Origin of the sequence: Arthrobacter sp. YN (assembly GCF_002224285.1) — a bacterium.
GTDB lineage: Bacteria > Actinomycetota > Actinomycetes > Actinomycetales > Micrococcaceae > Arthrobacter.
On sequence record NZ_CP022436.1, the window covers coordinates 4,216,810 to 4,241,922 of the forward strand.

General features: G+C 62.0%; 28 protein-coding genes. 14 read left to right on the plus strand and 14 right to left on the minus strand.

Translation table 11 applies throughout. The annotated features are described in order from the left end of the window. Positions 1–108: 108 nt before the first annotated feature. Entirely contained in the window at positions 109–987 is an 879-nt protein-coding gene (locus tag CGK93_RS19270; protein ID WP_089596199.1) for a MurR/RpiR family transcriptional regulator, read from the minus strand. A gap of 108 nt (positions 988–1,095) precedes the next feature. Between CGK93_RS19270 and CGK93_RS19275 the strand changes: the two genes are divergently transcribed. The 4 genes from CGK93_RS19275 to CGK93_RS19290 all read left to right on the plus strand — a co-directional run bounded on the left by CGK93_RS19275 (position 1,096) and on the right by CGK93_RS19290 (position 5,037). Next, positions 1,096–2,484, plus strand: a complete 1,389-nt coding sequence (locus CGK93_RS19275; RefSeq protein WP_089596200.1) for an MFS transporter — start codon at positions 1,096–1,098, stop codon at positions 2,482–2,484. Then, complete coding sequence (locus CGK93_RS19280; RefSeq protein ID WP_232481405.1) at positions 2,481–2,984, plus strand: GAF domain-containing protein; 504 nt, start codon at positions 2,481–2,483, stop codon at positions 2,982–2,984. Before CGK93_RS19275 ends, CGK93_RS19280 begins: the two co-directional genes overlap by 4 nt. Continuing rightward, positions 2,985–4,217, plus strand: coding sequence for a metal-dependent hydrolase family protein (locus CGK93_RS19285; protein WP_089596201.1), 1,233 nt, complete (start codon positions 2,985–2,987; stop codon positions 4,215–4,217). Between the two features lie 91 nt (positions 4,218–4,308). Continuing rightward, positions 4,309–5,037: an SRPBCC family protein gene (locus tag CGK93_RS19290; RefSeq protein ID WP_089596202.1), complete on the plus strand. Its 729-nt coding sequence runs from the start codon at positions 4,309–4,311 to the stop codon at positions 5,035–5,037. Between the two features lie 74 nt (positions 5,038–5,111). Here the strand turns inward: CGK93_RS19290 and CGK93_RS19295 are convergent, their stop codons facing one another. Next, a complete protein-coding gene (locus tag CGK93_RS19295) occupies positions 5,112–7,142 on the minus strand; it encodes a rhamnogalacturonan lyase (protein WP_089596203.1) in 2,031 nt (676 codons plus the stop codon). 638 nt (positions 7,143–7,780) lie between these two features. Between CGK93_RS19295 and CGK93_RS19300 the strand changes: the two genes are divergently transcribed. The 3 genes from CGK93_RS19300 to CGK93_RS24435 all read left to right on the plus strand — a co-directional run bounded on the left by CGK93_RS19300 (position 7,781) and on the right by CGK93_RS24435 (position 9,515). After that, on the plus strand, positions 7,781–7,951 hold the full coding sequence (locus CGK93_RS19300) for a hypothetical protein (RefSeq protein WP_198318270.1): 171 nt from the start codon (positions 7,781–7,783) through the stop codon (positions 7,949–7,951). 241 nt (positions 7,952–8,192) lie between these two features. Continuing rightward, entirely contained in the window at positions 8,193–9,332 is a 1,140-nt protein-coding gene (locus CGK93_RS19305; protein WP_089596205.1) for a glycosyltransferase family 2 protein, read from the plus strand. 54 nt (positions 9,333–9,386) lie between these two features. Next, positions 9,387–9,515: a hypothetical protein gene (locus CGK93_RS24435; RefSeq protein WP_269768457.1), complete on the plus strand. Its 129-nt coding sequence runs from the start codon at positions 9,387–9,389 to the stop codon at positions 9,513–9,515. Positions 9,516–9,612: 97 nt separating this feature from the next. Here the strand turns inward: CGK93_RS24435 and CGK93_RS19310 are convergent, their stop codons facing one another. After that, a complete protein-coding gene (locus CGK93_RS19310; RefSeq protein WP_232481406.1) occupies positions 9,613–10,983 on the minus strand; it encodes a hypothetical protein in 1,371 nt (456 codons plus the stop codon). A gap of 251 nt (positions 10,984–11,234) precedes the next feature. Between CGK93_RS19310 and CGK93_RS19315 the strand changes: the two genes are divergently transcribed. Beyond that, a complete protein-coding gene (locus tag CGK93_RS19315; protein ID WP_089596207.1) occupies positions 11,235–11,714 on the plus strand; it encodes an NUDIX domain-containing protein in 480 nt (159 codons plus the stop codon). A gap of 45 nt (positions 11,715–11,759) precedes the next feature. Then, positions 11,760–11,927, plus strand: a complete 168-nt coding sequence (locus CGK93_RS23660) for a hypothetical protein (RefSeq protein ID WP_157731897.1) — start codon at positions 11,760–11,762, stop codon at positions 11,925–11,927. 115 nt (positions 11,928–12,042) lie between these two features. Here the strand turns inward: CGK93_RS23660 and CGK93_RS19320 are convergent, their stop codons facing one another. Genes CGK93_RS19320 through CGK93_RS19330 form a run of 3 tightly spaced genes read right to left on the minus strand, consistent with a single transcriptional unit; the run spans position 12,043 to position 13,502 of the window. Continuing rightward, positions 12,043–12,822 carry an alpha/beta fold hydrolase gene (locus CGK93_RS19320; protein ID WP_089596208.1) on the minus strand — a complete coding sequence of 260 codons (780 nt, stop codon included), beginning with the start codon at positions 12,820–12,822 and terminating at the stop codon, positions 12,043–12,045. Positions 12,823–12,876: 54 nt separating this feature from the next. Further along, positions 12,877–13,068: a helix-turn-helix transcriptional regulator gene (locus CGK93_RS19325; protein WP_089596209.1), complete on the minus strand. Its 192-nt coding sequence runs from the start codon at positions 13,066–13,068 to the stop codon at positions 12,877–12,879. Next, a complete protein-coding gene (locus tag CGK93_RS19330; protein WP_089596210.1) occupies positions 13,065–13,502 on the minus strand; it encodes a hypothetical protein in 438 nt (145 codons plus the stop codon). Before CGK93_RS19330 ends, CGK93_RS19325 begins: the two co-directional genes overlap by 4 nt. A 64-nt stretch (positions 13,503–13,566) precedes the next feature. On the opposite strand from CGK93_RS19330, the gene CGK93_RS19335 reads away from it, so the two are divergent. Both CGK93_RS19335 and CGK93_RS19340 read left to right on the plus strand, forming a co-directional pair. Beyond that, a complete protein-coding gene (locus tag CGK93_RS19335) occupies positions 13,567–14,139 on the plus strand; it encodes an MOSC domain-containing protein (protein WP_089596211.1) in 573 nt (190 codons plus the stop codon). A 63-nt stretch (positions 14,140–14,202) separates the two neighbouring features. Further along, positions 14,203–14,904 carry a hypothetical protein gene (locus CGK93_RS19340; protein ID WP_089596212.1) on the plus strand — a complete coding sequence of 234 codons (702 nt, stop codon included), beginning with the start codon at positions 14,203–14,205 and terminating at the stop codon, positions 14,902–14,904. 51 nt (positions 14,905–14,955) lie between these two features. Here the strand turns inward: CGK93_RS19340 and CGK93_RS19345 are convergent, their stop codons facing one another. Both CGK93_RS19345 and CGK93_RS19350 read right to left on the minus strand, forming a co-directional pair. Then, entirely contained in the window at positions 14,956–16,929 is a 1,974-nt protein-coding gene (locus CGK93_RS19345; protein WP_089596213.1) for an ABC transporter ATP-binding protein, read from the minus strand. After that, a complete protein-coding gene (locus CGK93_RS19350; protein ID WP_089596214.1) occupies positions 16,926–18,659 on the minus strand; it encodes an ABC transporter ATP-binding protein in 1,734 nt (577 codons plus the stop codon). Before CGK93_RS19350 ends, CGK93_RS19345 begins: the two co-directional genes overlap by 4 nt. Positions 18,660–18,814: 155 nt before the next feature. Here CGK93_RS19350 and CGK93_RS19355 point away from each other — a divergent pair, with 155 nt between their 5' ends. Next, positions 18,815–19,300 carry a PASTA domain-containing protein gene (locus CGK93_RS19355; protein ID WP_089596215.1) on the plus strand — a complete coding sequence of 162 codons (486 nt, stop codon included), beginning with the start codon at positions 18,815–18,817 and terminating at the stop codon, positions 19,298–19,300. A 27-nt stretch (positions 19,301–19,327) separates the two neighbouring features. Here the strand turns inward: CGK93_RS19355 and CGK93_RS19360 are convergent, their stop codons facing one another. Then, entirely contained in the window at positions 19,328–20,005 is a 678-nt protein-coding gene (locus CGK93_RS19360) for an FMN-dependent NADH-azoreductase (protein WP_089596216.1), read from the minus strand. Positions 20,006–20,128: 123 nt separating this feature from the next. On the opposite strand from CGK93_RS19360, the gene CGK93_RS19365 reads away from it, so the two are divergent. Both CGK93_RS19365 and CGK93_RS19370 read left to right on the plus strand, forming a co-directional pair. Then, positions 20,129–20,545, plus strand: a complete 417-nt coding sequence (locus CGK93_RS19365; RefSeq protein ID WP_089596217.1) for a winged helix-turn-helix transcriptional regulator — start codon at positions 20,129–20,131, stop codon at positions 20,543–20,545. A gap of 43 nt (positions 20,546–20,588) precedes the next feature. Beyond that, positions 20,589–21,425 carry an alpha/beta fold hydrolase gene (locus tag CGK93_RS19370; protein ID WP_089596218.1) on the plus strand — a complete coding sequence of 279 codons (837 nt, stop codon included), beginning with the start codon at positions 20,589–20,591 and terminating at the stop codon, positions 21,423–21,425. A 70-nt stretch (positions 21,426–21,495) separates the two neighbouring features. Here the strand turns inward: CGK93_RS19370 and CGK93_RS19375 are convergent, their stop codons facing one another. The 5 genes from CGK93_RS19375 to CGK93_RS23885 form a co-directional block, all read right to left on the minus strand. After that, positions 21,496–23,019, minus strand: a complete 1,524-nt coding sequence (locus tag CGK93_RS19375; RefSeq protein WP_089596219.1) for a CYTH and CHAD domain-containing protein — start codon at positions 23,017–23,019, stop codon at positions 21,496–21,498. Positions 23,020–23,145: 126 nt separating this feature from the next. After that, a complete protein-coding gene (locus CGK93_RS19380; RefSeq protein WP_089596220.1) occupies positions 23,146–23,640 on the minus strand; it encodes an SRPBCC family protein in 495 nt (164 codons plus the stop codon). A gap of 114 nt (positions 23,641–23,754) precedes the next feature. After that, positions 23,755–24,108, minus strand: coding sequence for a hypothetical protein (locus tag CGK93_RS19385; RefSeq protein WP_198318271.1), 354 nt, complete (start codon positions 24,106–24,108; stop codon positions 23,755–23,757). A 469-nt stretch (positions 24,109–24,577) separates the two neighbouring features. Further along, positions 24,578–24,841, minus strand: a complete 264-nt coding sequence (locus CGK93_RS19395; RefSeq protein ID WP_089596221.1) for a hypothetical protein — start codon at positions 24,839–24,841, stop codon at positions 24,578–24,580. Beyond that, positions 24,838–24,996 carry a hypothetical protein gene (locus tag CGK93_RS23885; protein WP_198318272.1) on the minus strand — a complete coding sequence of 53 codons (159 nt, stop codon included), beginning with the start codon at positions 24,994–24,996 and terminating at the stop codon, positions 24,838–24,840. Before CGK93_RS23885 ends, CGK93_RS19395 begins: the two co-directional genes overlap by 4 nt. Positions 24,997–25,113 lie beyond the last annotated feature (117 nt).

A 25,113-nucleotide genomic window follows, 5' to 3' on the forward strand; every position in this document is an offset into this window, starting at 1 on the left:
TTCCTGCTGCTTCCTGACCTTCTTTGCCGCTGATATGGGTGGCCAGCAACCCCAGAGGTTTGATTCCGCACTCGACTCGGCCCGAAGAAGGTCAGGAAGCCACAGCCATCAGGAACTGGTGCGCGGATGCATGATCCGCATCTGGTCCCAGGTCCGCTCCGAGGCGGCGATGTTTTGGTTGGAACGCTCGCGGTCCAGGGAGGCAAGCTCGACGGCGATCGCCTGGACAGCAGCCACGGCACCTGTCAGGGACGGGAAGAAGCCTGCACCTTCAGTGGGCACCACAATCCGGTGATCGGCATGCACCGCTACAGGCGAACCCGCGCTGTCGGTGATGGAAACAATGGGCGCGCCCAGATTGTGCGCGATGTCCACCGCCCGCATGGTGCTGTCGTAGACCCGCCACAGACTGATGGCGATGACCAGGTCCTCTGCACCAAGCCGTGCAATGGCGTTGGTGAGGGCTGCGACGTCGGCATCGAGGAGCCGGACGTTATAGCCGGCGATGATGGCATTGTGCTCCAGTGCCTTGCCGGGGATGGCGTAACTGCCCGCGGCGACGATGAAAGTCTGCCGTGCACCGGCAATGGCCTTGGCGATTTCATGAATGGTGTCGGCGTCAAGGGTGCGCTCAAAATGGGCCAGATTGGCACGATCCGTGGAGACCGCAGCCTGTGCAGGACTACTGATGTGGCCGTTGTGTTCGGCCGCAACCTCCACTGCGCTCAGGGAGGCAAGAAACCGTGAACGCAGCTCAAATTGGAAGTCCGCCCACCCCTTGAATCCCAGTGTTTGCGCGGTTCTGGTCACGGTGGAGGCATTGGAGGCGGCTACCGCGGCGATGTCGCTGACGGAGCCGTAGGACGCGAGCCGGGGCTGGGACCGGAGGATGCCGATGACCTGCATTTGGCGTGCCGCGAGCTTCCGCCCCTGGACACGACTATCCAGCCACTCGGTCAACGTTGACGAGTCGAAATCTTCTTCCACCTATTGACCTACCTCACACTTTGGCCGTAACTTCGATACATCGCTTCTGCACAGACTTGTGCATATTCCTAAAAATGTACAACTTGGCCCACTTTGGCAGGAATCACCATGTCACTCACAGCACGCCTGGATCGTCTGGCTCTCAGTCGACCACACTACAAGCTTCTCCTCATCGGAGGCCTCGGCTATTCCTTCGACGGCATGGACGGTGCCGTGGTGGCCTTCCTCCTCCCACGCATCCAGGAACTATGGGGCCTCAGCACCGCCAGCCTCGGACTGGTGGGCTCGGCGGCCCCGTTCGGCTTCTTCTTCGGCGCGATCCTGGCCGGCTGGATGGGCGATCGCTTCGGCCGCAAGAAGGTCATGCTCTGGGCGCTGGCCTTCTACTGCGTCATGTCAGTGGTTGCAGCCATGGCCCCCAACTTCGAAATCTTCCTGATTGCACGGATCTTTGCAGGATTGGGCGCCGGCGCTGAAAGCGTGATCATCGCGCCGTTCCTGTCCGAGTTCATCCCTCCGAAGCGCCGCGGCTGGTTCATTGGAACCCTGGCTGGCTTCTTCTCCTTTGGCTTCGTGGCTGCAGCACTGATCGGCCGCTTCGTTGTTCCGCTGGGCGAGGACGGCTGGCGGTGGGCGCAGGTCATCACCGCTGTTCCCATCCTGCTCCTGCTTTGGTGGCGTCGCAGCCTTCCGGAATCGCCGCGCTTCCTGATCAGCCAAGGCCGCATCGCAGAGGCGACTGAAGTGGTGGACCGATTTGAGCAGAGTGTAATGAAAGCCACGGGCAAACCACTCCCGGCCCTGCCACCCGCAGAGGAAGAGATCACCAAGCACGAACAAAAAATCAGCATCTGGAACGCCCTGAAGTTCATGTGGTCCAAGGCCATGCGTCGCCGGACTGCCGTGATCTGGCTGATCTGGTTCGTGATTACGTTCTCCTACTACGGCTTCTTCTCCTGGATTCCCACCCTGCTGGTTGGACGCGGAATCACCATTACCAAGAGCTTCGAGTTCTCCATCCTCATCTATCTGGCACAGATCCCCGGCTACTTCTCCGCCGCCTGGTTGTGTGACCGGATTGACCGCAAGAACACCATCGCCCTTTACTTGGCGGGATCGGCCATCAGTGCTTTCTGGCTGAGCCAGTCCAACGATTCCGGCATGATCCTGCTGGCCGCCGCAACGTTGTCCTTCTTCCTCAACGGCACCTACGCCGGCGTCTACGCCTACACTCCGGAACTCTTCCCCACATGGATGCGTGCCACGGGTGTTGGCCTGGCCAGCGCAGTGGGTCGCATCGGCAGCATCCTGGCACCGTCCATCATCGGCATCTTCGCCGCTTCCCTCGGCTTCGGTGGCGTGTTCACCATGACTACCGTGGTGCTGACCATAGGCGTCCTGGGCGTGGTGATCTTCGGCGCCTCCACCGCAGGCAAGTCCCTGGAAGACATCAATGCCCGCGCTGAACATGACCCGGCCGCGGCAGGAAGCAAGTGAACACTGTGAACCCTCTGAACACTGACGGAGTTTTCAAGCAGACGCTTGAAGCATTGCAGCAGGAACCGGGAGTCATCCTGTTCACTGCACTGCAGTGGATTCCGCAACGCTCCAGCCTCAGGCGGCTCTACACCAGCCACCCGGCCGAGTACCCGGTGGGCGGCGAGAAGACAGTGCAGATCTCCCCCGGCTGGCTGGGGACGGTCATCGAGGAAAGGAAGCCGTTCCTGGCCGCAGACCTGGCCGCACTCCGCAGCGTCTTCACCGATTCCGGGCTCATTCAGCAACTCGGCTGCGGCGCCGTGATCAACGTGCCGGTCCTCGACCAGCAGAACAACGTGGTAGGCGTCCTTGCGCTCCTGGACGCCGAAGGCAAGTACACGCAGCAGAGTGTGGAAATCGCCGTCGACGTGGTCAACTCCAACCGCGCCCACCTCGTCCAGGCCTTTGAAGCCCACCCCACCCAAGTCCCCGAAGCCCCTGCGAAGGACACCGTTTAAATGAGCACCACCCCAGAAAGCACTCCCCTGGTCATCCGCAACGCCAACGTCCTGGACGTTGCGGCCGGCACCTACTCAACTGCCGACGTCGTCAGCGTTGACGGGAAGTTCAGCAGCGTTGAACCGAACGCCCAGGTACCGTCCGGTGCGCGTGTCATCGATGGCACCGGCAAGTTCGTGATCCCCGGCCTGATCGATGCCCACGTCCACGTGGTCGCCTCCAGTGCGGACTTCCGTTCACTGACGTTTACGCCGCCGTCGTATGTCTATGCGCAGACCGCACGCATCATGGGCGCCATGCTGCGCCGCGGCTTCACCACCGTCCGCGACCTGTCCGGTGCCGACTTCGGGTTGGCCATGGCCCAGGAAGAAGGGCTGCTGGAGGGGCCCAGGATCCACTTCTGCGGCCATGCCCTCAGCCAGACCGGCGGCCACGGAGACATGCGGTTGCCGGGCGAAGACCACGATCCCAATAGCCGCGGATGCTGCGGCATCGGACGCGTGGCCGACGGCGTTGACGCAGTCCGCGCTGCCGCCCGCGACGAGATCCGCAAGGGCGCCCACCACATCAAGATCATGGCATCCGGCGGAGTTTCCTCCCCCACCGATCGGATCGACTCCACGCAGTACTCCATGGAAGAAATGCGTGCCGCGGTAGAAGAAGCCCAAGCCGCCAACCGCTACGTCGCCGCTCACGCGTACACGGCGCGAGCCATCAACCGGGCATTGGAAGCCGGAGTTCGTTCGATTGAACACGGCAACCTCCTGGACGACGAAAGCCTCAAGCTCTTCCTTGAGAAAGACGCGTTTTTGGTCCCCACACTCGTTACGTACTGGGCGCTGAAGGAAGAAGGCAAGGAGTTCGGACTTACCGAAGAAATGTGGGGCAAAGTGGACTCTGTGCTTACCAGCGGGCTCGAGGCGATTGCCCGCGCTCACGAGGCCGGCGTAAAAATGGCCTTCGGCTCGGACCTTTTGGGCGGCATGCACCGCCACCAGAACGAACAGTTCAGGCTGTTGGGCAAAGTTCAGCCCGCGATTGACGCCATCCGCTCGGCAACCACGACGGCGGCAGAGCTGCTTGAGCGCGAAGGGGAAATCGGCGTGATCGCGCCTGGCGCTGACGCCGATCTGTTGGTGCTCGACGCCGATCCTGTGGCAGATATCGCTGTGCTGGCCGACATCTCCGAGCACCTGGAGTACCTCGTCCAGAATGGCCGGATCATCCACTGACTCCGCTCCTTCAAGGTCTGTATTAACGCTCCAAAAGGCCCGATACTGTAAGCATGCTGATCAATATCGACCCGAGGAGGAGGCGTACATCATGACCACGAAAGTAAACAAGACAATCATGGTCAACGTTCCGATCAGTACGGCTTACTGGCAGTGGACACAGTTCGAGGAATTTCCGCATTTCATGGGCGGAGTAGAACGCGTGACGCGGCTCAGTGAGGACCGACTGGAGTGGGTGGCCGAAATCGCCGGCGTTCATCGGCGCTGGGAAGCCAAAATCGTTCAACAGGACCAGAACCGGGCCGTGGCCTGGGCCGCCGTGGAGGGTGCCAAAAACGCCGGTTGGGTTGAGTTCAAAGAAGCTGGACCCAGCCAGACGTCACTGCACCTGTCCCTGGAATACGAACCGCACGGCGTCCTGGAATTCCTGGGGGACAAGCTGCATATCGTTGAAAGGCAGGCTGAGTCAGACTTGAAGAAGTTCAAGGAGTACATCGAAAAGCAGACCCCGGAGACGGGAACGACTGCCGGGACCACCGCGGCACCTGCGGCCGGGTCGGGAACGGCGGCCGGGACCACCGCGGCACCCGCGGCCGGGTCGGGCACGACTGCCGTATCGGGAACAGCCGCCACCGAGTCAACGCCGATCATCGATCCTGTCACCCACCCGTTCGACCAAACCAATGGGCTCGCAGACGTTGATGGGGACTCGGACGAGACCGCCGAGAGCGACACCCGCAGCGCCGCGGAACGGACGGAAGATGAGGACCGTGGACCGGGCTTCATTCCGCCGATGGGCGGCTTGCCAGGACAGCGGTAGTGTCCACACAGCAAAAAGAATCAGTGTCGCCCGGGTCGACGCGACCCGGGCGGCACTTTTCGTTGACAGTGCGGCTACTTGGTGCCGGTGTAGACGACGGCGGGAATCGCCGGAGCCTGCATGCCCTCACCGATGAAGAAGCTCGGGTGCGGCGGCTGGTTGTAGGCAACGTTTTCGCGGGCAACTGCTGTCCGATACACGGTGTCGTGCATCAGGGTCCGCAGCCGGACCTCGGTGGGAGCCGTGGTGGTGTAGATCCGCAGCTCGGTACTGTCAGTGGACGGCCACGCGATCTCTTCCCGCCAGTCGCCAAGGATGTCAGCCTGGATGGACGGGTTGCCCTTGGTGGTGTTGTTGCTGCGGGCACCGTCGGCGGTCAGGAGCCGGTCACTGGTTTCCGTTTCCCAGTTCCACTTGGAGATCGTGGGAACGCCGCGGGACACTGTGGCGTCGTAGTCATGGTCCACGATTTCGCGGAGCAGGTCACCATCCCACCAAGCCAGGAAGTTGGCGGCCGGGATCTTTTCCGCAATCAACTCACCCTTGGCGGACATTAGCTGGCCAACGGGTGAATCCCAGGCAGCAGACCCGCCGATGGCCCACCCTTCGGCGCCTGCATAGCGGGGATCGATGTCGCCTGCCGCCCCACGTCCGGTGTCTTTGATGGCCGGGATGCTCCACAGGACCTCACCGGTGGCGGCATCACGGAAGGTTGCTCCGCGGTTGCCGCTCTGGCTCATGCTTTCGTGGACGGCGAACGTTTCCAGCCCTGGCCTGGACGGGTCGAGGTCACTGGTGTGAATGGCATCGCCGTGGCCGAGCTTGGTGTTGTAGAGCGGCTGGCCGTTGTCATCAATGGTCATGGAACCGAAGATGAACTCGTCCTTGCCATCCTGATCGACGTCGGCGACGGACAGGTTGTGGTTACCCTGCCCCTTGTACTGATCGCCGGCCAGGTTGGAATCAAAGGTCCAGCGCTTCACGAGCTTGCCGTCGACGAGGTCGTAGGTGACCAGGACCGTCCGGGTGTAGTAGCCGCGGCTGAACATCATGGAGGGGTGCTCGCCATCAAGGTAGGCCACGCCTGCCAGGAAACGATCCACGCGGTTGCCGTAGTTGTCGCCCCAGCCGGTCACAGCACCGCGCTCGGGCTCGTAGGTCACCGTGTCCAGGATGGTGCCGGTCTCACCCTTGAAGACGGTAAGGAATTCCTGACCGGACAGGACATATCCAGCGGCGTTGCGGAATTCGGCGTCGGCGTTCCCGATCACTGTCCCTGCCGCATCGCGGGTGCCGTCCGCTGTCTTGAGGGAAACCTCAGCCTTGCCGTCGCCGTCGAAGTCGTAGGCCAGGACCTGCGTATAGTGTGCGCCAGCCCTGATGTTGCGGCCAAGGTCAATCCGCCACAGCTTGGTGCCATCCAGCTTGTAGGCGTCCACGTAGACGTTGCCCGTGTAACCGGACTGGGAGTTGTCCTTGGCGTTGGACGGCGACCACGTCTGGATGACCTCGTACTTGCCGTCGCCGTCGAGGTCCGCCACGGTGGCGTCGTTGGCGGAGTAGGTGTAGGCCTTGCCGTCCGGCGTAACACCGTCGGCAGGCTTGTCCAGCGCGATAGCCAGGTAGTTCCGGGCCAGCGGCTTCACGGCTTCAGTCAGCTTGTCCTGGCCCTGTCCGTTACCAACAGTCTTGATGACGTAGCTCGACTCCGCCGTGCCGCCCGCGTCCGCGAACATGGTGGCGTTGCGCAGCGGCTCCGGGGTGATGTTGACGCCGTCGCGCAGGACCTGGAAGCCGATGCTGTCCTTGTCCAGGCCCAACATGCGCCAGCTCACCGTGACGCCTTGGTCGGTCAGGACGGCGACCGGTGCACGGTCCAGGTTTTCCACTTGGCGCTTCAGCGATGCTGTGTCCTTCGCGGCAGGCACGACGCCGGGAAGGTTGGCTTGCGCTGCCTGCGGGACCTGGGCCGGGACTGCTTGCGCGAGCGGGACACCCGTCAGCGCGATGGCGGCGGCTGCAAGGGAAGCGGAGGCGGCGAGGGGCACTGCTTTCCACGCACGGCCACGGGCGGAGCGGTAGGAACACTTTGAGGGGTATTTCAAAGAACATCTCCTTTGATGCTGGGCGACAGGGGGTCTGCACACCAGTGTTGGAACGTTTCACTCAAGGAGACAGTGCCACCTCGCCTGGTGAGCAAGAGGTTGAAGTCCGCGAGAAAACGCTTTCCGCCAACAAGGTTTACCAGCGCTTCAACCCCCCGGTCAAGGGTTTGACAGGAAATGACTGTGAGACTTCGGTGCTATTTGTTCGAAGTTGTCCGAAATATTTGAGCAGGTAGGAAACCTGCGTCACCCACAACCGTCTCTTCACCACTAGCTTTGGCGTCGCCTGAACGTGCAAACAACCTCATTGGGTTACTTGCTGGGATCTGACCTTCAAAGTAGGTGGGGAAGGTACGCCGAAGGTGGTTTACACGCTGGACTTGCCGGGCTGGACCGCTGGACTTGCCGGGTTGGACCGCTGGTGGGAGCTCACTGTCAGCACCGGTTACACAGGGTAATCAAAAAAGTGTAATCGGTCACACTTCGCCGGATTCGCTTGTCAACCATGGTGGGCAACATGAACCATGAATGAGGGAATTCGTTCCCATACAAGCTGAATCAGCAATCCTCACCGACGAGGATGCGGCCCCGGGCGAAGAGGCTTGGGGCTGATAACGGCCTGAGTGAAAGTACTGACAATGACGACACATACTGACTCCATCACGCTGAAAATCTGGGACAAGTCGGCCATCGACCACACCATCGATGCCGCCGTCCAGTCCCTCTCACACCGGGCAGCTGCAGAAAACTGCGGAATCGCAGTCACCCTGAGCGGACCCAAAACCTTCACCGTGAGCCTGAGCCGCTAAGCAGCTCACAGCAAACGCAAGAGGACGACGCCGGTACTTGCCGGCGTCGTCCTCTTGCGTTTAACACTCGTCCCCGAAGCGTCCAAAACGTACAAGTGGTCCTCGAATCCACATCGTGACGGCATTCCTCAAGTCCTGAGCAAACCTTGATATTTCCTTGACGATTTCCCTGCGCATTTCTTGCGTTGGCGTTGGAACTCTAAGTGAGTCAACGCTTCAACGCACGAACGGAGGGATCATAATGCTCGCGGAAATCACGGAATACACGGCCGACACAGGCTCACTGGCCACGGCCACCTCACCCCGCGGATCCCACCGTGCAGCCGGTGGCGTGGTCACCGTCCTGGTGCCGGCACACAACGAATCCGCCGGCATCACCGAGACCCTTACCTCGCTGAACAACCAGACCCACCGCCCGGACCGCATCATTGTGGTGGCGGACAACTGCACCGACGACACCGAGTCGCTCGCGCTTGCCCAGGGCGTCGAGGTCCTGCGCACCGTCGGCAACAAGGACAAGAAGGCCGGAGCCCTGAACTTCGCCCTTAGCGAGCTGCTTCCGGATGCCGACCCCGAGGACTTGATCCTGGTTCAGGATGCGGACTCCCAGCTCGCCCTCGATTTCATCGAAAACGCCACCAAGAACCTGTTGGCCGACGAACTGCTCGGCGCAGTGGGCGGAGTGTTCAGCGGCGGCCCCGGCGGCGGTTTCGTCGGACACCTGCAGCGCAACGAGTACGCCCGCTATGCCCGCGACGTGAAGCGCCTCCACGGCAAGTGCCTGGTGGTCACCGGAACGGCAGCCCTTTTCCGGGTCAAGACACTCCGTGACGTGGTTTCAGCCCGGCTGCAGGGCACCCTTCCTCCGGGCAACGGCAAGGGCGGCGTCTACGACACCTCGGTCCTGACCGAAGACAACGAACTTTCCTTCGCCCTGCTGACCCTCGGATACCGCATCGCATCTCCTTCCAACTGCACCCTGGTCACCGAGGTCATGCCCACCTGGCGTGAACTTTGGGCACAGCGGCTTCGCTGGAAGCGCGGCGCTGTTGAGAACTGCGTGCAGTACGGGTGGACCAAAATCACCAGGCCGTACTGGGGACGCCAATTCCTGTCCATGATCGGCGTCATGGTGACACTGGCCTACTTCGGCTCCATCATCTTCGCTTTCACCACCGGAGCGGGCCTGAACCTCCACCCCTTCTGGATAGCAGTTACCGCAATCTTCGTCCTGGAGCGCATCGTAACCCTGCGCTTCCGGGGCTGGAGGTACATGTTGCTGGCCGCAACCATGTACGAAACCGTCATAGATATGTTCCTCCAGGCCGTTCACGCCAAGGCGTACCTGGATGCAGCACTCAACAGAAAGAAAGTTTGGTAATCGACTCATGTACAACAATCCAGCAGCCCCCTCGCAGGAGCCACCGCAGCCGGAATGGGCTCAGGAGCACTCGCAATGACCGGAGCGGGCGATCTCTTCTGGTTCGCACTGGCTGCTTTCGCCATGCTGGCACTCGGCCTCGCCGTCAAGAGGATCGTCCCCGTCAGGGCGCAGAAGAACTAACCAGGCCTGGCAGTCCCGCAGTTGTGTCGCTTACCCCCCAGCGCGACACAACTGCGGGTTTGTCATTTAAATAGCCCCTGATTGTGTAGCCCGGAGATCAGGTGACCGGAGCCGAAACCGCCGAGAACTTGGCCACCGTTGTGTAGCCGGCTTTGGTGCCGGTGACCCTGACCCTCATCGTGTCAGCCTGGTCAGCGCCTACCAGGGTGTAGGTCTTGGCGGTGGCACCGGTGATCGCAATACCCGAGCGGTACCACTGGTACGTCAGCGTGGTTCCGGACGTCCAGGTACCTGGGTTTGCTGTCAGTGTGGAGCCCACGCTCAGCGTCCCGGTGATGGTTGGTGTGGGTGCCACCAGAGTCCCCGCAACCACTGTGGCTGTGGGCGCTGATTCCTTGGTGGTGGTCGCGTGCCCGGTTTTGGTTCCCGTCACCCTTACCGTCAATGTGGTTCCCTGGTCCGCTGCAGCCAGAGTCCTTGTGGCAGCGGTGGCACCGGAGATCGCCGCACCGTTCCTGTACCACTGGTAGGTCAGGGCAGTTCCAGTGGTCCAGGTTCCGGGGTTGGCTGTCAGCGTTGACCCCACAGCCACTGTGCCGTTCACCGTTGGAGTGGGAGCCGTCAACGGAATGCCCGGCACGAAGGAGAAATCACGGATAGTGACCGTTTCAGGACCGACCTGGGCAGCATCGCCGCCTCCGCCCCCGGTCACCCACAGGTTGAAGTGGATTTGTTCTTTGGCCGGCAGCGGAACCGTGGATCCTTGCAGGATCGTCTTTTTCAGCAGCGTTCCGCTGTAGCCTTCCCCAGCGAAGGTCTCAAAGGTCAGCTTGCCTGGTTCCCAGACCATTCGATGGGTGAGGATAGGAGCATTCGTGACGTCGAAGGTGACGGTGTTGTTGCCCTGGCCTGGAGGCTTCGTTGCATCGAACCAGTACCCGTGACCTTGGGTGACAGGCCAGTCTTCACCGTAGGCAGCCCCGCCACCCCAGGCCGATGCCTCGCAGAGGTCGATCTCCGTGTATCCCGGTTCCGCTGCGGGATCGTAGGTGAAGAGGCAGCCCCACACCACTTCCTTCTGCAGCGCGCTGACGTCCTTCTCCACCGTGGTGCTGTACGTGCCGTAGCCGAAGCCTTCGCGTGTGGACTGGAATTCCGCGCCCTTCGGAGCGGATCCGGTGGGGTTGGAGATGGAGAGTTTCACGTACCCGTCAGCATCAGGATTGCTGACGTTGTTGGCATCCCAGCTTGCGTTGTACATGGGCGCCCCACCCCAAAAACGCTTCTGCCAGTTGAACCCTTTCCAAGCAAAGCTGCCCACCGGTCCAGGGTCCTCAGCCATGGGCGTGGTGTCCGCGGCGTGTGAGGGGCTGATACCCGTGAACAGTGATAAACCTACCGCCATGACGACGGCCAAACCCATTACTTTTCTTCCCCCGGTAGGAAGGAGCCTCATTGACGATGCCATAGCTGTGTCCTCCTGCTGATGCGCCCAGAAACGCCTCCGGCAATTGCCGAAAGCCGCAGTCACGTTCCACCCCCGAGGAACGTGCAACTCCTCGATTATCAATGAGCAGGGACGCTGCCGGAAGCGAATTAGGCATTGAATATGACTGTTTCAACATCAATTGGATAACGGGGGTAAAGCCCCGCAGTACTCTGGACAGATCCGTACCTCATAAGACAGCCCGTTACGCAGCACGTCCTTCAGGAAGACACATGCCCATCCGCAGTGCCGGAATTCTTCTCCACCGAACCGTGAGCAGCGGCGAATTGCAGCTGTGGATCGCCCATATGGGCGGCCCTTTTTGGGCGCGAAAGGATCACCACGCCTGGTCCATTCCCAAAGGCGAATTCCCTGAGGATGAAGATCCTTTGGCAGCTGCGAAACGCGAATTCACAGAGGAAATAGGCTCACCCCCGCCGGCCGCCACCTATGAGCTGTTGGGAGTTTTCCGGCAGCCCTCAGGAAAGCTCATCACTGCTTTCACGGCAGAAGCCAATGACTTCCAGCCGGAGCAGATCATCAGCAACACCTTTCCCATGGAGTGGCCCAAAGGTTCGGGCGTCATGAAGGATTTCCCGGAGATCGACGACGCCCGCTGGTTCGAAGAATCCGAGGCCCGGACCAAACTCGTCAAAGGGCAACTGACTATCGTGGACGCGCTGGTCCGGCACCTTGGCGGGAAAACCCTCTAGAGCTTCGCCAGCAAGGCGGACCTGGTCTGGGGTGGCACCGAACCCGTGGTCGAAGCATCAACGCTCGCCTTCGGCTCGTTCCACAGGCAGGGAAAGTCCGACGGCGATGTGCTGGCCGGGTTGCGTGAGGCAGCCGCTGCCGGAGTCGCCGTTATTCCGGACCTCTCGGTGACGCGCGGACGGCTCCGGTTGATAGCCGAGCACGGTACTTGAGCGCCGCGTACCTTGCCACCACCTTTGAGGCGTGGATGCAGTGGGCCGCCGGGTCAGACCCGGATCCAGTCCCGTACCTGGTGGCCGCGCTCGAGGTATTGAGGGTTCCTGCGCGTTAGCTGCTCTTTCGGGCGATGAATTGCCGGATCCAGTCAACGGTCTCCGGGTGATCCAAATGAAGGCCATGGCCGGCTCCGGGTACACGCACCAGCACCGAGCCGCGAATGTGCTCGCGAAGGAGGAGTGCATTGGGCAAGGGCGTCAGCGCATCCTTGGTGCCGTGAAGGATCAGGGTGGGGGCTTGGATGGCGTTGAGATTGCTCCAGGCATCATGCTCGCGGCTGGCCCTGAAGTGCCGGGCCTTAGCCCACGCCGACGCGCGGGAGTTGAAGAATGTGTGGGTCGCTTCGGGATGTGCTCGGACCCATTCAGCGTCGAAGAAGAGCTCTTCCAGTCGGGACATGTCCCCGCTGACCAAGGCTTCCAGGACAGCCTTTTCCGGCTGGGCACTGGCATCCAGCCAAATGCCACCACTCGTAGCTGCGAGGATCAGCGTACGGACTTTTTGCGGATGATCAATGGCCAGCCATTGGCCAATACGCCCACCCATCGAGTGGCCGTACACATGTGCTAAATCCGCGCTGGCGGCCTTGAGGACCACAGCAGCATCTTCGGCAAGCAGCCTCGTGGTGTACCGCTCAGCGTCGCCCTTCCCACTCCGCCCAATCCCCCGGTGGTCGAAGCGGATGACGCGGTAAGAGCGGGACAGAAGCTCCGCCGTCGGGCCCCAACCATCCATGGAGGTTGCCTGTCCGGCGATCAGCAGCATTGGCTCGCCTTCGCCTTCCGACGCCCAGGCGAGTTCTGCGCCGTCGGCAGCCTCAGCAAAGTTCACCGTGCCACAGTATCCGGGAGGCGGCCAAAGCGCTGCGGCGTGGGCCACAGCGCTTTAGTCGGCGGTGAAGATGTCCTCGATGGCGCAGTCGAAGGTCCTGGCAATGAGGAAGGCCAAGGGCAGCGAGGGGTCAAACTTTTCCCGCTCGATGGAAATGACCGTCTGCCTGGACACACCCAGGGCAGCAGCGAGATCGGCCTGTGTCCATCGTCGCCCGGCCCGGCGCTCGGCGATGTTGTTCTTCACTTCAGCGCACGGTGCCGAATGGCCAGGTAGCGTAAGCCGGCATCCAAGGCGCTCAGCGCCACAAGCCCGAGCAGGACCGGGAGTGCTTCGATCTGAAACCGGCCAACCGCCAGCACCACGGCTGCAACGATGGTGGCGACCAGCACGTCGAGGAACGCACCGGCACCGGCTTGGCGCATCCATTGGAGCTCCACACTCTGCTCCCCATGGTGATCACGGGTGACGGTGTGGCGTGAAACGAAGACCCTGGCGCCGAGCGACATCGCCGGGTAGGCAGCGCACAGGGCGCCGATCCCGGCCGCGGGCCAGAATTCGCCCGGGTTTGATGCCCCCACCAACAGTCCGACCAGGACGGTCAGGATGGCGCCGAAGATGACAGCAAGGACGTAATGATGGACCGGCGCGCGTCTCGATGTAAAGGAAACTTTACTCATAAGGGAAGTAAAGCACCCTTTACTTTTAGGGGCAATACTTCCGTCCGGGGACTAGCGTTGGGGGATGACCACCCAGTACAGGTACGACGTCGAGCTGCTGCACCTTTTGGTGTCGCCGGCCCACGCCTACTTTGGCCGCGCCCGGGAGGGCGCCGCCGATGTCCCCACCATTGACGCCGACCAAGCGGAACTGGTGACTGGCAAAGGCATTGTTGGCGACAGGTTCTTTGGCAAGGCCGCGCACATGGACGCTGCGGTGACGCTGTTCGCAGTGGAAGCCCTCGAATCGATCGCCGCTGAACTCGGGGCCGGGCCCTTCGATCCGCTGCTGACCCGGCGAAACGTTGTTCTGCGCGGAGTCGAGCTGGCCCCACTGCTTGGCCATGAGTTCACCGTTGAGTCCGGTGGAGATGTGGTGCGATTGAAGGCTGGCCGCCCAGCCCACCCGTGTGCTTGGATGGACGAAATGCTCGCCCCAGGGGCCCACAAAGCGATGCGGGGGCGCGGCGGCGTCCGGTGCCAGGTGATTGCCGGCGGCTTGCTGCATCGAGGGCCGGCTGTCTTGGTCAGCCCGGTGCTGTTGGACCCCAACAAAGCAGGCGAGGCAAAGGCTCTGCGGCCCTCGCGTCTGCCGTAGCTTGGCGTGCCCATGAAAGGCAGGAGCCTGTCATTCGACGAAGCACCCGCATAGGGTGATCAAGTGGATACATTGAGCAGCAAGGTCCAAGCCATTGCAGGGTTCGCGTTTGCTTCGGTGTTCCGGGCAATCAAGGTAGCGCGACCACACCGGCCGATCCATCCACAGGGCATCCGCTTGGTCGGAACCTTGGAAAGGGACACCGGTGCGCGTCAGTCTTCCGGCATTCCATGGTTGGACACCGCCGGGACCAGCGAGGTGGAGGCCCGACTCTCGCGATCAATTGGTCTACCCGACGGATTCCCTGACATCATCGGGCTGGCAGTGCGCTTCACAGAGCAGGACACACTGGCGGACATGCTCCTCGCGACCACCGGACCCACAGGAATCGGCCGTTTCATCCTCCGGCTTCGACGGGACGCCGCAGCTGCGGTTTTCTCAAGCATGATGCCTTACAAATCAGAGACAGGCCCTGTTCTCATAGCAGCACGAACCATCGATGGGCCCGCCAAGCTACCCATGGAACCTGGTGCTTTCCGCTCACTCCTTGGCGACGGACCCTGGACGCTGGAACTCCATCACGCCAGCCCGCTAGGCCCGTGGACCAGGTTCGGAACATTGACGCTCACGCTTGCCGACAGCTTGGGCGAAGATACCGCTGAACGATTTGATCCGGTCCTCAATCCGCTTCCAACAGCAGGAACGTACGGCTGGACGAGGCGGCTCCGCGAACCTTCCTACGCTGTGGCCCGCCGGCGCGGGTAGGAGCGTTGTTTCCTCCAATGTCCCTGTTGGCGAACAACCAAGCCGCCGCACCTAGGGCTCAAAAGCCACCGGAGCCGCGAACTGCGCCTCGTACAGCCGGGAGTAAGCCCCACCCGTAGCCAGCAGCTCCGAGTGGGTCCCCTGCTCCACGATCTGCCCGGCTTCCATCACCAGGATGAGGTCGGCATCGCGGATGGTGGAGAGCCGGTGGGCGATCACGAAGCTGGTCCGGTCCGAGCGCAGGGCATTCATGGCTTTCTGGACCAGAACCTCGGTGCGGGTATCCACGGAGCTGGTGGCCTCGTCCAGAATCAATACTGACGGCTGGGACAGGAACGCCCGGGCGATGGTCAGCAGTTGCTTCTCACCGGCCGAGACGTTGCCGCCTTCGTCGTCCAGCAAGGTGTCGTAGCCATCGGGCAGGGAGCGCACAAAGCGGTCCACGTAGGTGGCCTGCGCGGCCTCCATGATCTCGGACTCCGAAGCCAAGGGCCGTCCGTAGGCAATGTTGTCGCGGATGGTCCCGCCAAAAAGCCACGTATCCTGGAGGACCATGCCCATCCGCGAGCGCAACTCGTGCCGCGGGATCGAGGCGACATCCACGCCGTCGAGCGTTATCCGTCCTGAGTCCAGCTCGTAGAACCGCATCATCAGGTTCACCAGGGTGGTTTTGCCCGCGCCCGTAGGTCCAACAATCGCGATGCTCTGCCCAGGCTCAGCAACCAAACTGAGGTCCGTGATCAGCGGCTTGTCGGGCGAGTAGCGGAAGGATACGTTCTCGAACACCAACCGCCCGCGCGCAGGACCGGACTGCTGAACAGGATCAGGTTCGGCTGACTCTTCCTCCTCATCCAACAAGTCGAACACCCGTTCAGCCGAGGCAACACCGGATTGCAACATGTTCGCCATGGATCCGAGCTGCGCCAACGGCATGGTGAACTGCCGCGAGTACTGGATGAAGGCTTGGACGTCGCCCAACTGCATGGAACCGGAGGCCACCTGCAGTCCTCCCACCACGGCAATCCCCACGTAGACCAGGTTCCCGATGAAGGTCATGGCCGGCATGATCAGCCCGCTCACGAACTGCGCCCCGAAGCTCGCCTGGTACAGCTCGCTGTTCTTCGCGCGGAACTTCTCCTGCACCTCGTTCTGCCGGCCGAAGACTTTCACCAGAGCATGTCCCGTGTAGCTTTCCTCGATTTGGCCGTTGAGTTCGCCGGTGTTCTTCCACTGCGCCACGAACAGTTTTTGGGACCGCTTGGCGATCAGCAGCGTCGTGCCGAGGGTCAGCGGAATGGTCACCAAGGCAATCAAGGCCAGCAGCGGCGAGAGCAGGAACATCATCACCAACACACCCAGCACCGTCAGCAGGGAGGACACCACCTGGCTGATGGATTGCTGGAGGCTTTGCGAGATGTTGTCCACGTCGTTGGTCACGCGGCTCAGCAGCTCGCCGCGCTGGATGGAGTCGAAATAGCGCAAGGGCAGCCGGTGGATTTTCGCTTCGATCCGCTCGCGGAGGCGGTACACGGTCCGTTGGACGACGCCGTTGAGCACGTACGCCTGCATCCACCCGAACGCTGAGGCCAGGACATACAGCGCCAGCGCCCACAGCAGCACCGAGGCCAAGGCGCCAAAGTCGATTCCGACGCCGGGCGTCAGGGTCATGGCGCCCAGCATGTCGGCCTTGCTGTCATCACCTGAGGCGCGCAACCCTGCGATGACATCGGCTTTGGAAACGCCTGCGGGCAGCTGCTGGGAGACGACGCCGGCGAAGATGAGGTTGGTGCCTTCGCCCAGCAGCCTTGGCCCGATCACAGACAGCGCAACGCTGACCACAGCAAACACCAGCACCAGGATCAGCCAGAGCCGCTCCGGCCTCAGCGTCCCCAGCAAACGCCCGGCTGAGCCAGAGAAGTTGGACGCCTTCTCCGCTGGAATGTTCATCCCGGCAAACGGACCGCCACGGCCGGGACCCATCGCTGGCCTCTGGGGACCGCGAGGGCCGGCTGATACAGCGCTCATGCCGTCTCCTCCGCCGCGAGCTGGGAGGACACGATTTCCTTGTACGTGTCGGACGTCTCCAACAGTTCCTCGTGCGTTCCGCACCCAACGATCCTGCCGTCGTCGAGCACCAGGATCTGGTCCGCGTCGGCGATGCTGGAGACCCGCTGGGCGACGATCACCAGCGTGGCCCCGTTGGTGTGGCGTTTGAGCGCCTGCCGGAGCCGGGCATCGGTGGCGGTGTCCAGGGAGGAGAAGGAATCGTCAAAGATGTAGAGCTCCGGCTGTTTTACCAGGGCGCGGGCGATCGCGAGCCTCTGCCGCTGCCCGCCGGAGACGTTGGTGCCGCCCTGCGAGATGGCAGCATCCAGGCCGCCTTCCATGTCCTCCACAAAGTCCCGGGCCTGGGCAACGGAGAGCGCTTGCCACAGCTCTTCCTCTGTGGCATCGGGCTTGCCGTACTGAAGGTTGCTGCGGACCGTCCCGGAGAACAGATACGGCCTCTGCGGTACCAAGCCGATGTGCCCCCACAGCAGGTCCGGGTGCAGCTCGCGGACGTCCACGCCGTCCATGCGCACGGACCCGCTGGTGGCGTCGAAGAGACGTGGCATCAGGTTCACCAACGTGGTTTTCCCAGCACCCGTGCTGCCGATGATCGCTGTTGTCTGGCCGGCCAAGGCTGTGAACGTGACCCCGCCCAGCACCGGCTGCTCCGCCCCCGGGTAGGCGAATCCGACGTCGCGCATTTCCAGTTCGCCGCGGCGGATGCCGCCGGTGACAGGGTTCGACGGCGGTTGGACACTTGAGTCGGTCTCCAGCACCTCGCCGATCCGGTCGGCGGAGACGGACGCACGCGGGATCATCACAGCCATGAAGGTGGCCATCATGACCGACATGAGGATCTGCATCAGGTAGCTCAGGAACGCGATCAGGGTGCCCACCTGCATGGACCCGTCCTCGATCCGGAACGAGCCGAACCAGATCACCGCCACGGACGAAACATTCATGACCAACATGACCACAGGGAACATGAGTGCCATCAAACGTCCGGCCCGGAGCGCTACGTCAGTGACGTCGTCGTTCGCTTTAGCGAATCTGGCGGCCTCCAGGTCCTCGCGGACGAACGCCCGCACCACGCGAATGCCGGTGAGCTGCTCGCGGAGGACACGGTTCACGGCGTCGATCCGGACCTGCATTTTGCGGAACAACGGCACCATCCGGGTCACAATCAACCCAACAGCCACCAGCAGCACCGGAACGCACACCGCGATCAGCCACGACAACTGGGCGTCCTGCCGCACAGCCATGATCACACCGCCAATGCTCAACATGGGAGCCGCGACCATGAGCGTGCAGGACATGAGCACCAGTTGCTGCACCTGTTGGACGTCGTTGGTGGACCGCGTGATCAGCGACGGCGCCCCGAACCTGGTGACCTCCTGCTCGGAGAACTCCCCCACCCTGCTGAAAACCGCGTCGCGGAGGTCACGGCCCATCCCCATGGCAGCCTTCGCGCCGAAGTAGACCGCAACCACGGCACACGCGATCTGCAGGAGGGTGATCAACAGCATCAGCCCGCCCATGCGCAGGATGTAGTCGGTATCCCCGGTGGCGACCCCGTTATCGATGATGTCTGCGTTCAGCGTCGGAAGGTACAGGGATGCGATGGACTGGGCCAGTTGGAAGACGACGACGGCGATCAGCAACCGCTGATGCGGCCGCAGGAAGCGAACAAGTACCTTCCACAGCATGGGATCTCCGAGCCAGGCGATGTGAACCGAAGGCCAGTTTACGTCTGGTTGCTGCGGGCAACTAGAGAAATAGCGCTAAAGTTACCGCTGGTATTGCACCACGTGGGGTTGGCAAACCATGAGCCGGCCAGCGGACTATTTTGGGGGTATGGCATATGAAGAAGACCGCAGCATTGGCGCTGGCATTGGTGATCGGCGCAGCGCTGGCAGGATGCTCCGGCGGTTCGTCGGAAGCCACGCAGGCCAAACCCTCTGAAACCGCGGCCTCCAGCCCTGCAACGAACCTCACCACCGTTCCGGACATCGCAGGGAAGCCATTCGCCGATGCCAAAGCTGCTTTGGCATCGGCTGGGCTGACCATCTCGATCGTGGGACCTGATGGAACTCCTTGGACCACGCTCGAGCCGGGTCAGCAAGTAGCAGCCGTATCGACGGACCCTTCAGCAGGCTCCGAGACGGACGCCAAGACGGTCAAAATGGTTGTCGATACGACTGAAGTGGATCAGCAGATCATGAACGACGCCATCGCTGCAGCTGAGGGTGCCGTGGACTCCGCCAATACTGCGGCCTCGGAAGCAGCCGCTGCGGCTGAAGCGGCTGCCGCTGCGGCCGCTTCAGCCGCAGCGAACTCCGGGAAGTAACCTGCCTGACGGGGTCGTCGTCGTTTCTTAGTCGTTCGCCAGCTGCAGCTTTGCCGCAGCACCGAGCTTGCCCGCGTAAAGGAGCGCGGCGTCGCTGAGTTCATTCTCGGCAACACGGCGCGTGCCCTCTACGTCTGCATTGAGGACGGTGGGCGCGAAGCGAACGTGCGTGGCATCCTCAATGCCCACAAAGCTCAGCCAATCGGCAAAGTAGGTGCTGCCGAAATCGGAGCCGAAAGCCGGCGAAACCCCGGGAGAATAGACCCCGCTGGTGTGGATGGCCAGCGCGTGCTTGCCCTCCATGAGGCCGGTGTAGCCCGTTTCGGCGTCGAACCCGAAGCTCCACCCGGGCTGGGTGACGATGTCGATCCATTGCTTCAAGGCGTAGGGCACACCGGAGTTCCACAACGGAATATTGAAGACGTACGCATCGGCCGAGGCGAACTGCTCAAATACGGCCCGGGCTGATTCCCACGCCGCAATTTGATCCGGAGTCTGGTCCTGGCCGGTGAAGACAGCCATCTTTGCGGCCGCAGCTGTCCGTCCGAAAGCCGGCAACGCGCCGTCGTCGAACAGGTTCAGGGTTTCCAGCTCGAACGTCTCCGAAGCCGCAGCCTGAACAGAGTCAATGAAATGGCGGGCCAACCGCAGCGAATCGCTGGTGGCGTAGCGGGGTGAGGCGTTGATGTGGAGGATGGAGGGCATGCTTTTCCTTTCAGGCAGGGGACCCTTTGGCCCCTCATCGATCCTCACCCGGGCGCTTCACGCAGCGTAAGAACGCACTTTATTGTGCCCAGGGCACCTCCACGTTCCTGCAATGATGAGGTCATGACACTCACGGCTGAACAGAACCGTCGGAAAGCGCAACACCACTACAACGCTTCCTTGGAACTCTGCCCGGCACGCCAATTGCTTGAGGCGATCAGCAGCAAATGGGTGACACTTGTCTTGCTCGCCTTGGAAGAAGGGCCGCAGCGCCACAGTGAGCTGCGCCGAATGATTCCGGGCGCAAGCCAGAAAATGCTCACGTCCACACTCCGTTCCCTGGAGCGTGACGGCCTGATTGACCGGGAGGTCACCGCGTCGGTTCCGGTCCGGACGGACTATGAGCTCACTGCACGCGGCCGGTCGCTCCTCCCGATCATCTTCGACATGAAGGAGTGGGCGGAGGACAACATGGACGCCGTGGCGGCGGCGCGTCAACACCACGACAGGGCCCGTGCCGGCGCACCAACAGAACAGTAGGCTGGAAACGTTCGTGTTGAACCGCATCGAAGGGACTTGAGTTTTGGCTTACATCACCGTCGGAAACGAAAACAGCACCGAGATTGAGCTTTACTACGAGGACCATGGGACTGGACAGGCTGTGGTCCTGATCCACGGCTACCCGTTGGATGGATCGTCCTGGGAGAAGCAGACCGCTGCCTTGCTCGAGGCCGGTTATCGCGTCATTACGTACGATCGCCGTGGTTTCGGAAAATCCAGCCAGCCCACTGAGGGCTATGACTACGACACCTTTGCCGCAGACCTCAAGACCGTCCTGGACACCTTGGATCTGAACGACGCCGTCCTGGTGGGCTTCTCCATGGGCACCGGCGAGGTGGCGCGCTACATCAGTACGTATGGCTCGGCCCGTACTGCCAAGGCAGTCTTCCTCGGTTCGCTGGAACCCTTCCTCTTGAAGACCGATGACAACCCCGACGGCGTGCCGCAGGACGTGTTCGACGGCCTTGCCTCCGCCGTCACAGCAGACCGCTACGCGTTCTTCACCGACTTCTTCAAGAACTTCTACAACAGCGATACCTTCCTGGGCACGGAACGCCTGAGCCAGGAAGCCGTGGACGCCAGCTGGAATCTGGCCAGCAAGGCGGGTGCGTTCGCCTCGGTGGCCGCGCAGCCCACATGGCTCACGGATTTCCGGGCCGACATCCCCAAGATCGACGTCCCGGCCTTGATCGTCCACGGCACAGCTGACAACATCCTGCCCATCGACGTCACCGGACGGCGTTTCAAGGACGCGCTGCCCAGCGCTGACTACCTGGAAATCGAGGGCGCACCGCACGGCCTGCTCTGGACGCACGGCGCCGAAATCAACGACGCGTTGCTGACGTTCCTCAAGAAGTAACCCTGGGGAGTTTGTGTACAGCAGATGACCTAAAGGAGCACTCTTAAGGGCGTTAGCTGTACACAAACTCCTACTTCTGGAGCCGGAGCTTCAGCGCCTTCTGGCTGTGACCCAGATATTCCTCTTCCGTGGCGTCGGCGGCACTGCGTTCCATGGCGTGCAGCACGCCATACGTGAAGCCACCGTTACCCACGTCCGGCGCGGAGCCAAGCTTCAGCAGCTCCGCGCGGGCCACCACGCTGTCCTGGTGGTCACCGAGTATCGATTGGATTTTGTGGGCTGCATCCCCCAGCTTCACGGCCCGCTTGCCGTGGACACTCTCAACGGCCGCGGCGGCAAACCGCAGCTTCTTGGCGGCCTTCCGGACTTCGTGAAACGCTGTGTCACGTTGGGGCCCGACGGCGGTAGCCACCGCTGCGTCATGGCGTTTGCCGAGGTGTTTGGCTGCTTTGTTGACGAGCTTCGCCGTGGTGTTCCGGGCCGTCGCCTCCCCTTGCGGCGTTACCGGTGGGGCGTCGACGAAGGCCTCAAGTGCGTCCAACAGCCGGAAGTACCGGGGGCTGTTCAGCCGGTTCTTGACGGCTCCCATGGCGGTGTCCGCCCTGACAGTCATGCGCTGGTCCAGCTCAACCTGCAGCGGGCCCAGGACGAGGTTGGACGGCAGCTCATCAAGGTGCTTCCTCAAGCGTGCGTGCAGTACTTCCGCGTCACGGTACCGGCCCAAGGTCTTGGCCAACGATTTCAGCTCGCGCTCAAGTTCCTTCACCGGGGCAGGCTCAAAAAGCTTGCGGTATGAGTGCAATACCGATCGGACACGGCGGATCACTGACCGCATTTGGTGGACTGAGTCATCCCGACCCAACCTCACATGGGCGTCCTGAAGCAGGAGATCGGCCCCTTGGTCCTGGAGATAGGTGAGTACCGGGGCAATTGCTGCGCCCTTGTCGTAGGACTGCTTGCGGCCGTTTCCTGTGGGATCCGGCCATAAATCACCTACGGCAGTAGCCAGCTTGGAGGTTCGGTCGCTGGGCTTCGCTCCTGCGTCTGAGAGTTGTCCGACGAGGCTTTCCAGGAGGGCATCGTCCGTGCCGTCCTGCGCGGCCAACTCGACTTCCCACTCCCGCCACTCCGACCCGCGGGGCTCGCCAAGGGATACCTGGGCGCGCACGTAGTCGTCAACGAAGTCGGCCAAGCGTTCGCCGCCATGTCCGTACAGCGAGTAGCTGGTGCGTTCTGTGGTGAGGGTGGCCACTGCGGCCACTGCATGGCCTCGCGTGTAAGCGAGCACGCGGTCCATGAGTTCCACCGGAACCGTTTCTGCGGTGCCTAGCGGCGCGTGGATCTCCGTCCGCTTCCCGGGACTAAGGGGCAGTTTGAGGTGCCAGCCGGCGTCGGGCCCACCGGTGCGGCGCCGCAAGGTTATTCCGCGGGCAGCCAGGGCAAGGTGGCGAGTATCGAAGTAGATGGCCTCCAGGCTGTAATTTGCCGGTTTACCCACTGCCCCCACCCCATCGATGGTGTGCAGCTCGGGCAGCGGAGTGGACGCATCGGCATCGAACTTCCGCTCGGCCTCCACGGTGCTGGACGTTGCCATGGCTGTCAGGACTCCCTCTGCCGTTGATCTTGCTTACGCCGAAGGGCCGGCCCGTAACGGTGGCCGGCCCTCGTTGGAGCTATCTATTGGTGCTGTATCCAGTGTGAGCCAGTCCCGGGCATCGCGCTAGGGACGGGCTCCGAACGTCTGCCCCGTGTCATCCACATCGCCGCCGGATACCGTGCCTCGCCAGGCCCCGGATTCATGCCCCTGCGCCTCAATGAACTTCTTGAACTTGTCCAAGTCGGCACCCACGCGCAGTTCATCGACGTGCAATGCCGATCCCGCCTTTTCGGCGAGGGTTTCGGGCTCCCAATCGATCGCCACGGTCACGCGGGTGCGGGCCTCTGCGAGTGGTTCGAAGCTGACCGTGCCTGCATTGCGGGGTCCATCGACGCTTGCCCAACTCACAAGCGCGTCCGGGATCTGCTCAATGATCTGGGCGTTGTACTCGCGTTTCACGCCGCCCACGTTCGTAGCGAAATGGAGTGCTGTGTCATCGATCTGTTGCACCGACTCCACACCGTTCATGAACTCGGGGAAGGTCTCGAACTGCGTCCATTGGTTGTAGGCGACAGATACGGGGACATCCACATCGATTGACTTGTTGACCGTAGCCATAAGGTTGCTCCTTCGATCGCGTCTCGGGTGCTCGCGCTGTACTGCTGGTGGCGCGCCAGCCAGCTGGCTGCTTAACCAGTGGCGCGCCTGTCTAAAGCGCGCCAGCCAAAGCTCTTAGCCGGCGTCGAAACTTTCTTCGTCATCGTCGTTGGGCGACTCTTCCTCGGGAAGGTCGTTGCCGCTGCCATCCGGCAAGCTGTCATCGTTGCCGTCCGGCACGGTGGACTGCTCGGCGTGGGCCTGCTCTTCGGTTCCTCCGAAGCGGCCGGCTCCAGGCTCGCCTGCGCTGTCTGAATCCTCCGGATCCAGATGGCTGAGGTTCGGCGCGCCGGTACCTTCTCCGAGGCCGGCCTCTTCGATGTCCTCTTCCACGCGGGGCTGTGCCTGGCCTCCGCCGGCTTCCTGCTCTGCCGTAGGAGTGCCGTAGCCTCCCACTTCCTCTTCCGGTGTGGCATTCTGCTTGTCCATGTGACCTGTCCTTTCCCTGAGCGGTGGAACGTGTTGATGGAACACTTCGAACCTATAAGGGTACTTAGTGCCATGTCCATGCCGAGACCAAAATAGTCAGCAATCTTAGCAATTTGTTGACAAACGTTGTATGGTGCGGCCTCGCGTCATGTCAGGACGGCTGCGGAACCTCACACCCGCCCTGAGGGTCCAGGCCCGTGTAATTCAGGGGGCCGGCGACGATATTCAGAGCTATGGTTGCAAACTGCGAGCACTGCGCAGGCGGGGCGCTGAAATAACCCCGCTGGCCGGCCGCAATTGCGCCGATGACGAGCCAAACTACAACGATCAGCCCGATGATTGAACCGATACGCATTTTCTCCCCAACCGTGAAACTCTCGGGAATTAGCGGGCGAACCACAGAGGAAGGTTCGCTAAAAGAAAGCGGCCACGGGCTGGATACTTCCAGCGCGTGGCCGCTCTGATCCGATCAATCCGTGGGATTGGTTTCGGTGGTCAGACCACGGTTGTCCGCGGTCCTTTCGTCCTTTTCTTCTGCCGGCCCGGGCGGGTTGGCTGACTCGCTGGGGCCAGCGTCGACGGCGTCGTCCGGACTTTCCGACGAGGCGTCACCTACAGGTTCCTGCCCGCTGGATTCAGGCATCCCCGGATCCCTGGGAATGGGATGACCGGGGGTGGTGGTTCCATCGCGAACCTGGGCAAAACCGGCAACTTCGCTTGGATCAGTTGTCATACGCGCGACCGGCCACGGCCAAGAACCCAGCCCAGAAGGGCCAGCACCAAGAGGATGATTCCAACCCACAGCAGGAAGCTGAGGGCTTGGTTGAATCCGCCCACAAGGAGCAGGATGATCGCGATTACGCCGGCGATTATTAAAAGTGTGTTCATTGAGCTACGCATCCCTTCAATAAATTTTGTCTATTCAGGAAGGCGTCCGCTGGTACCCCGTTAAGGGGCGCCACCCATGCCAACGGGCACCGATCGAAGAAATAATTCTCCATATCG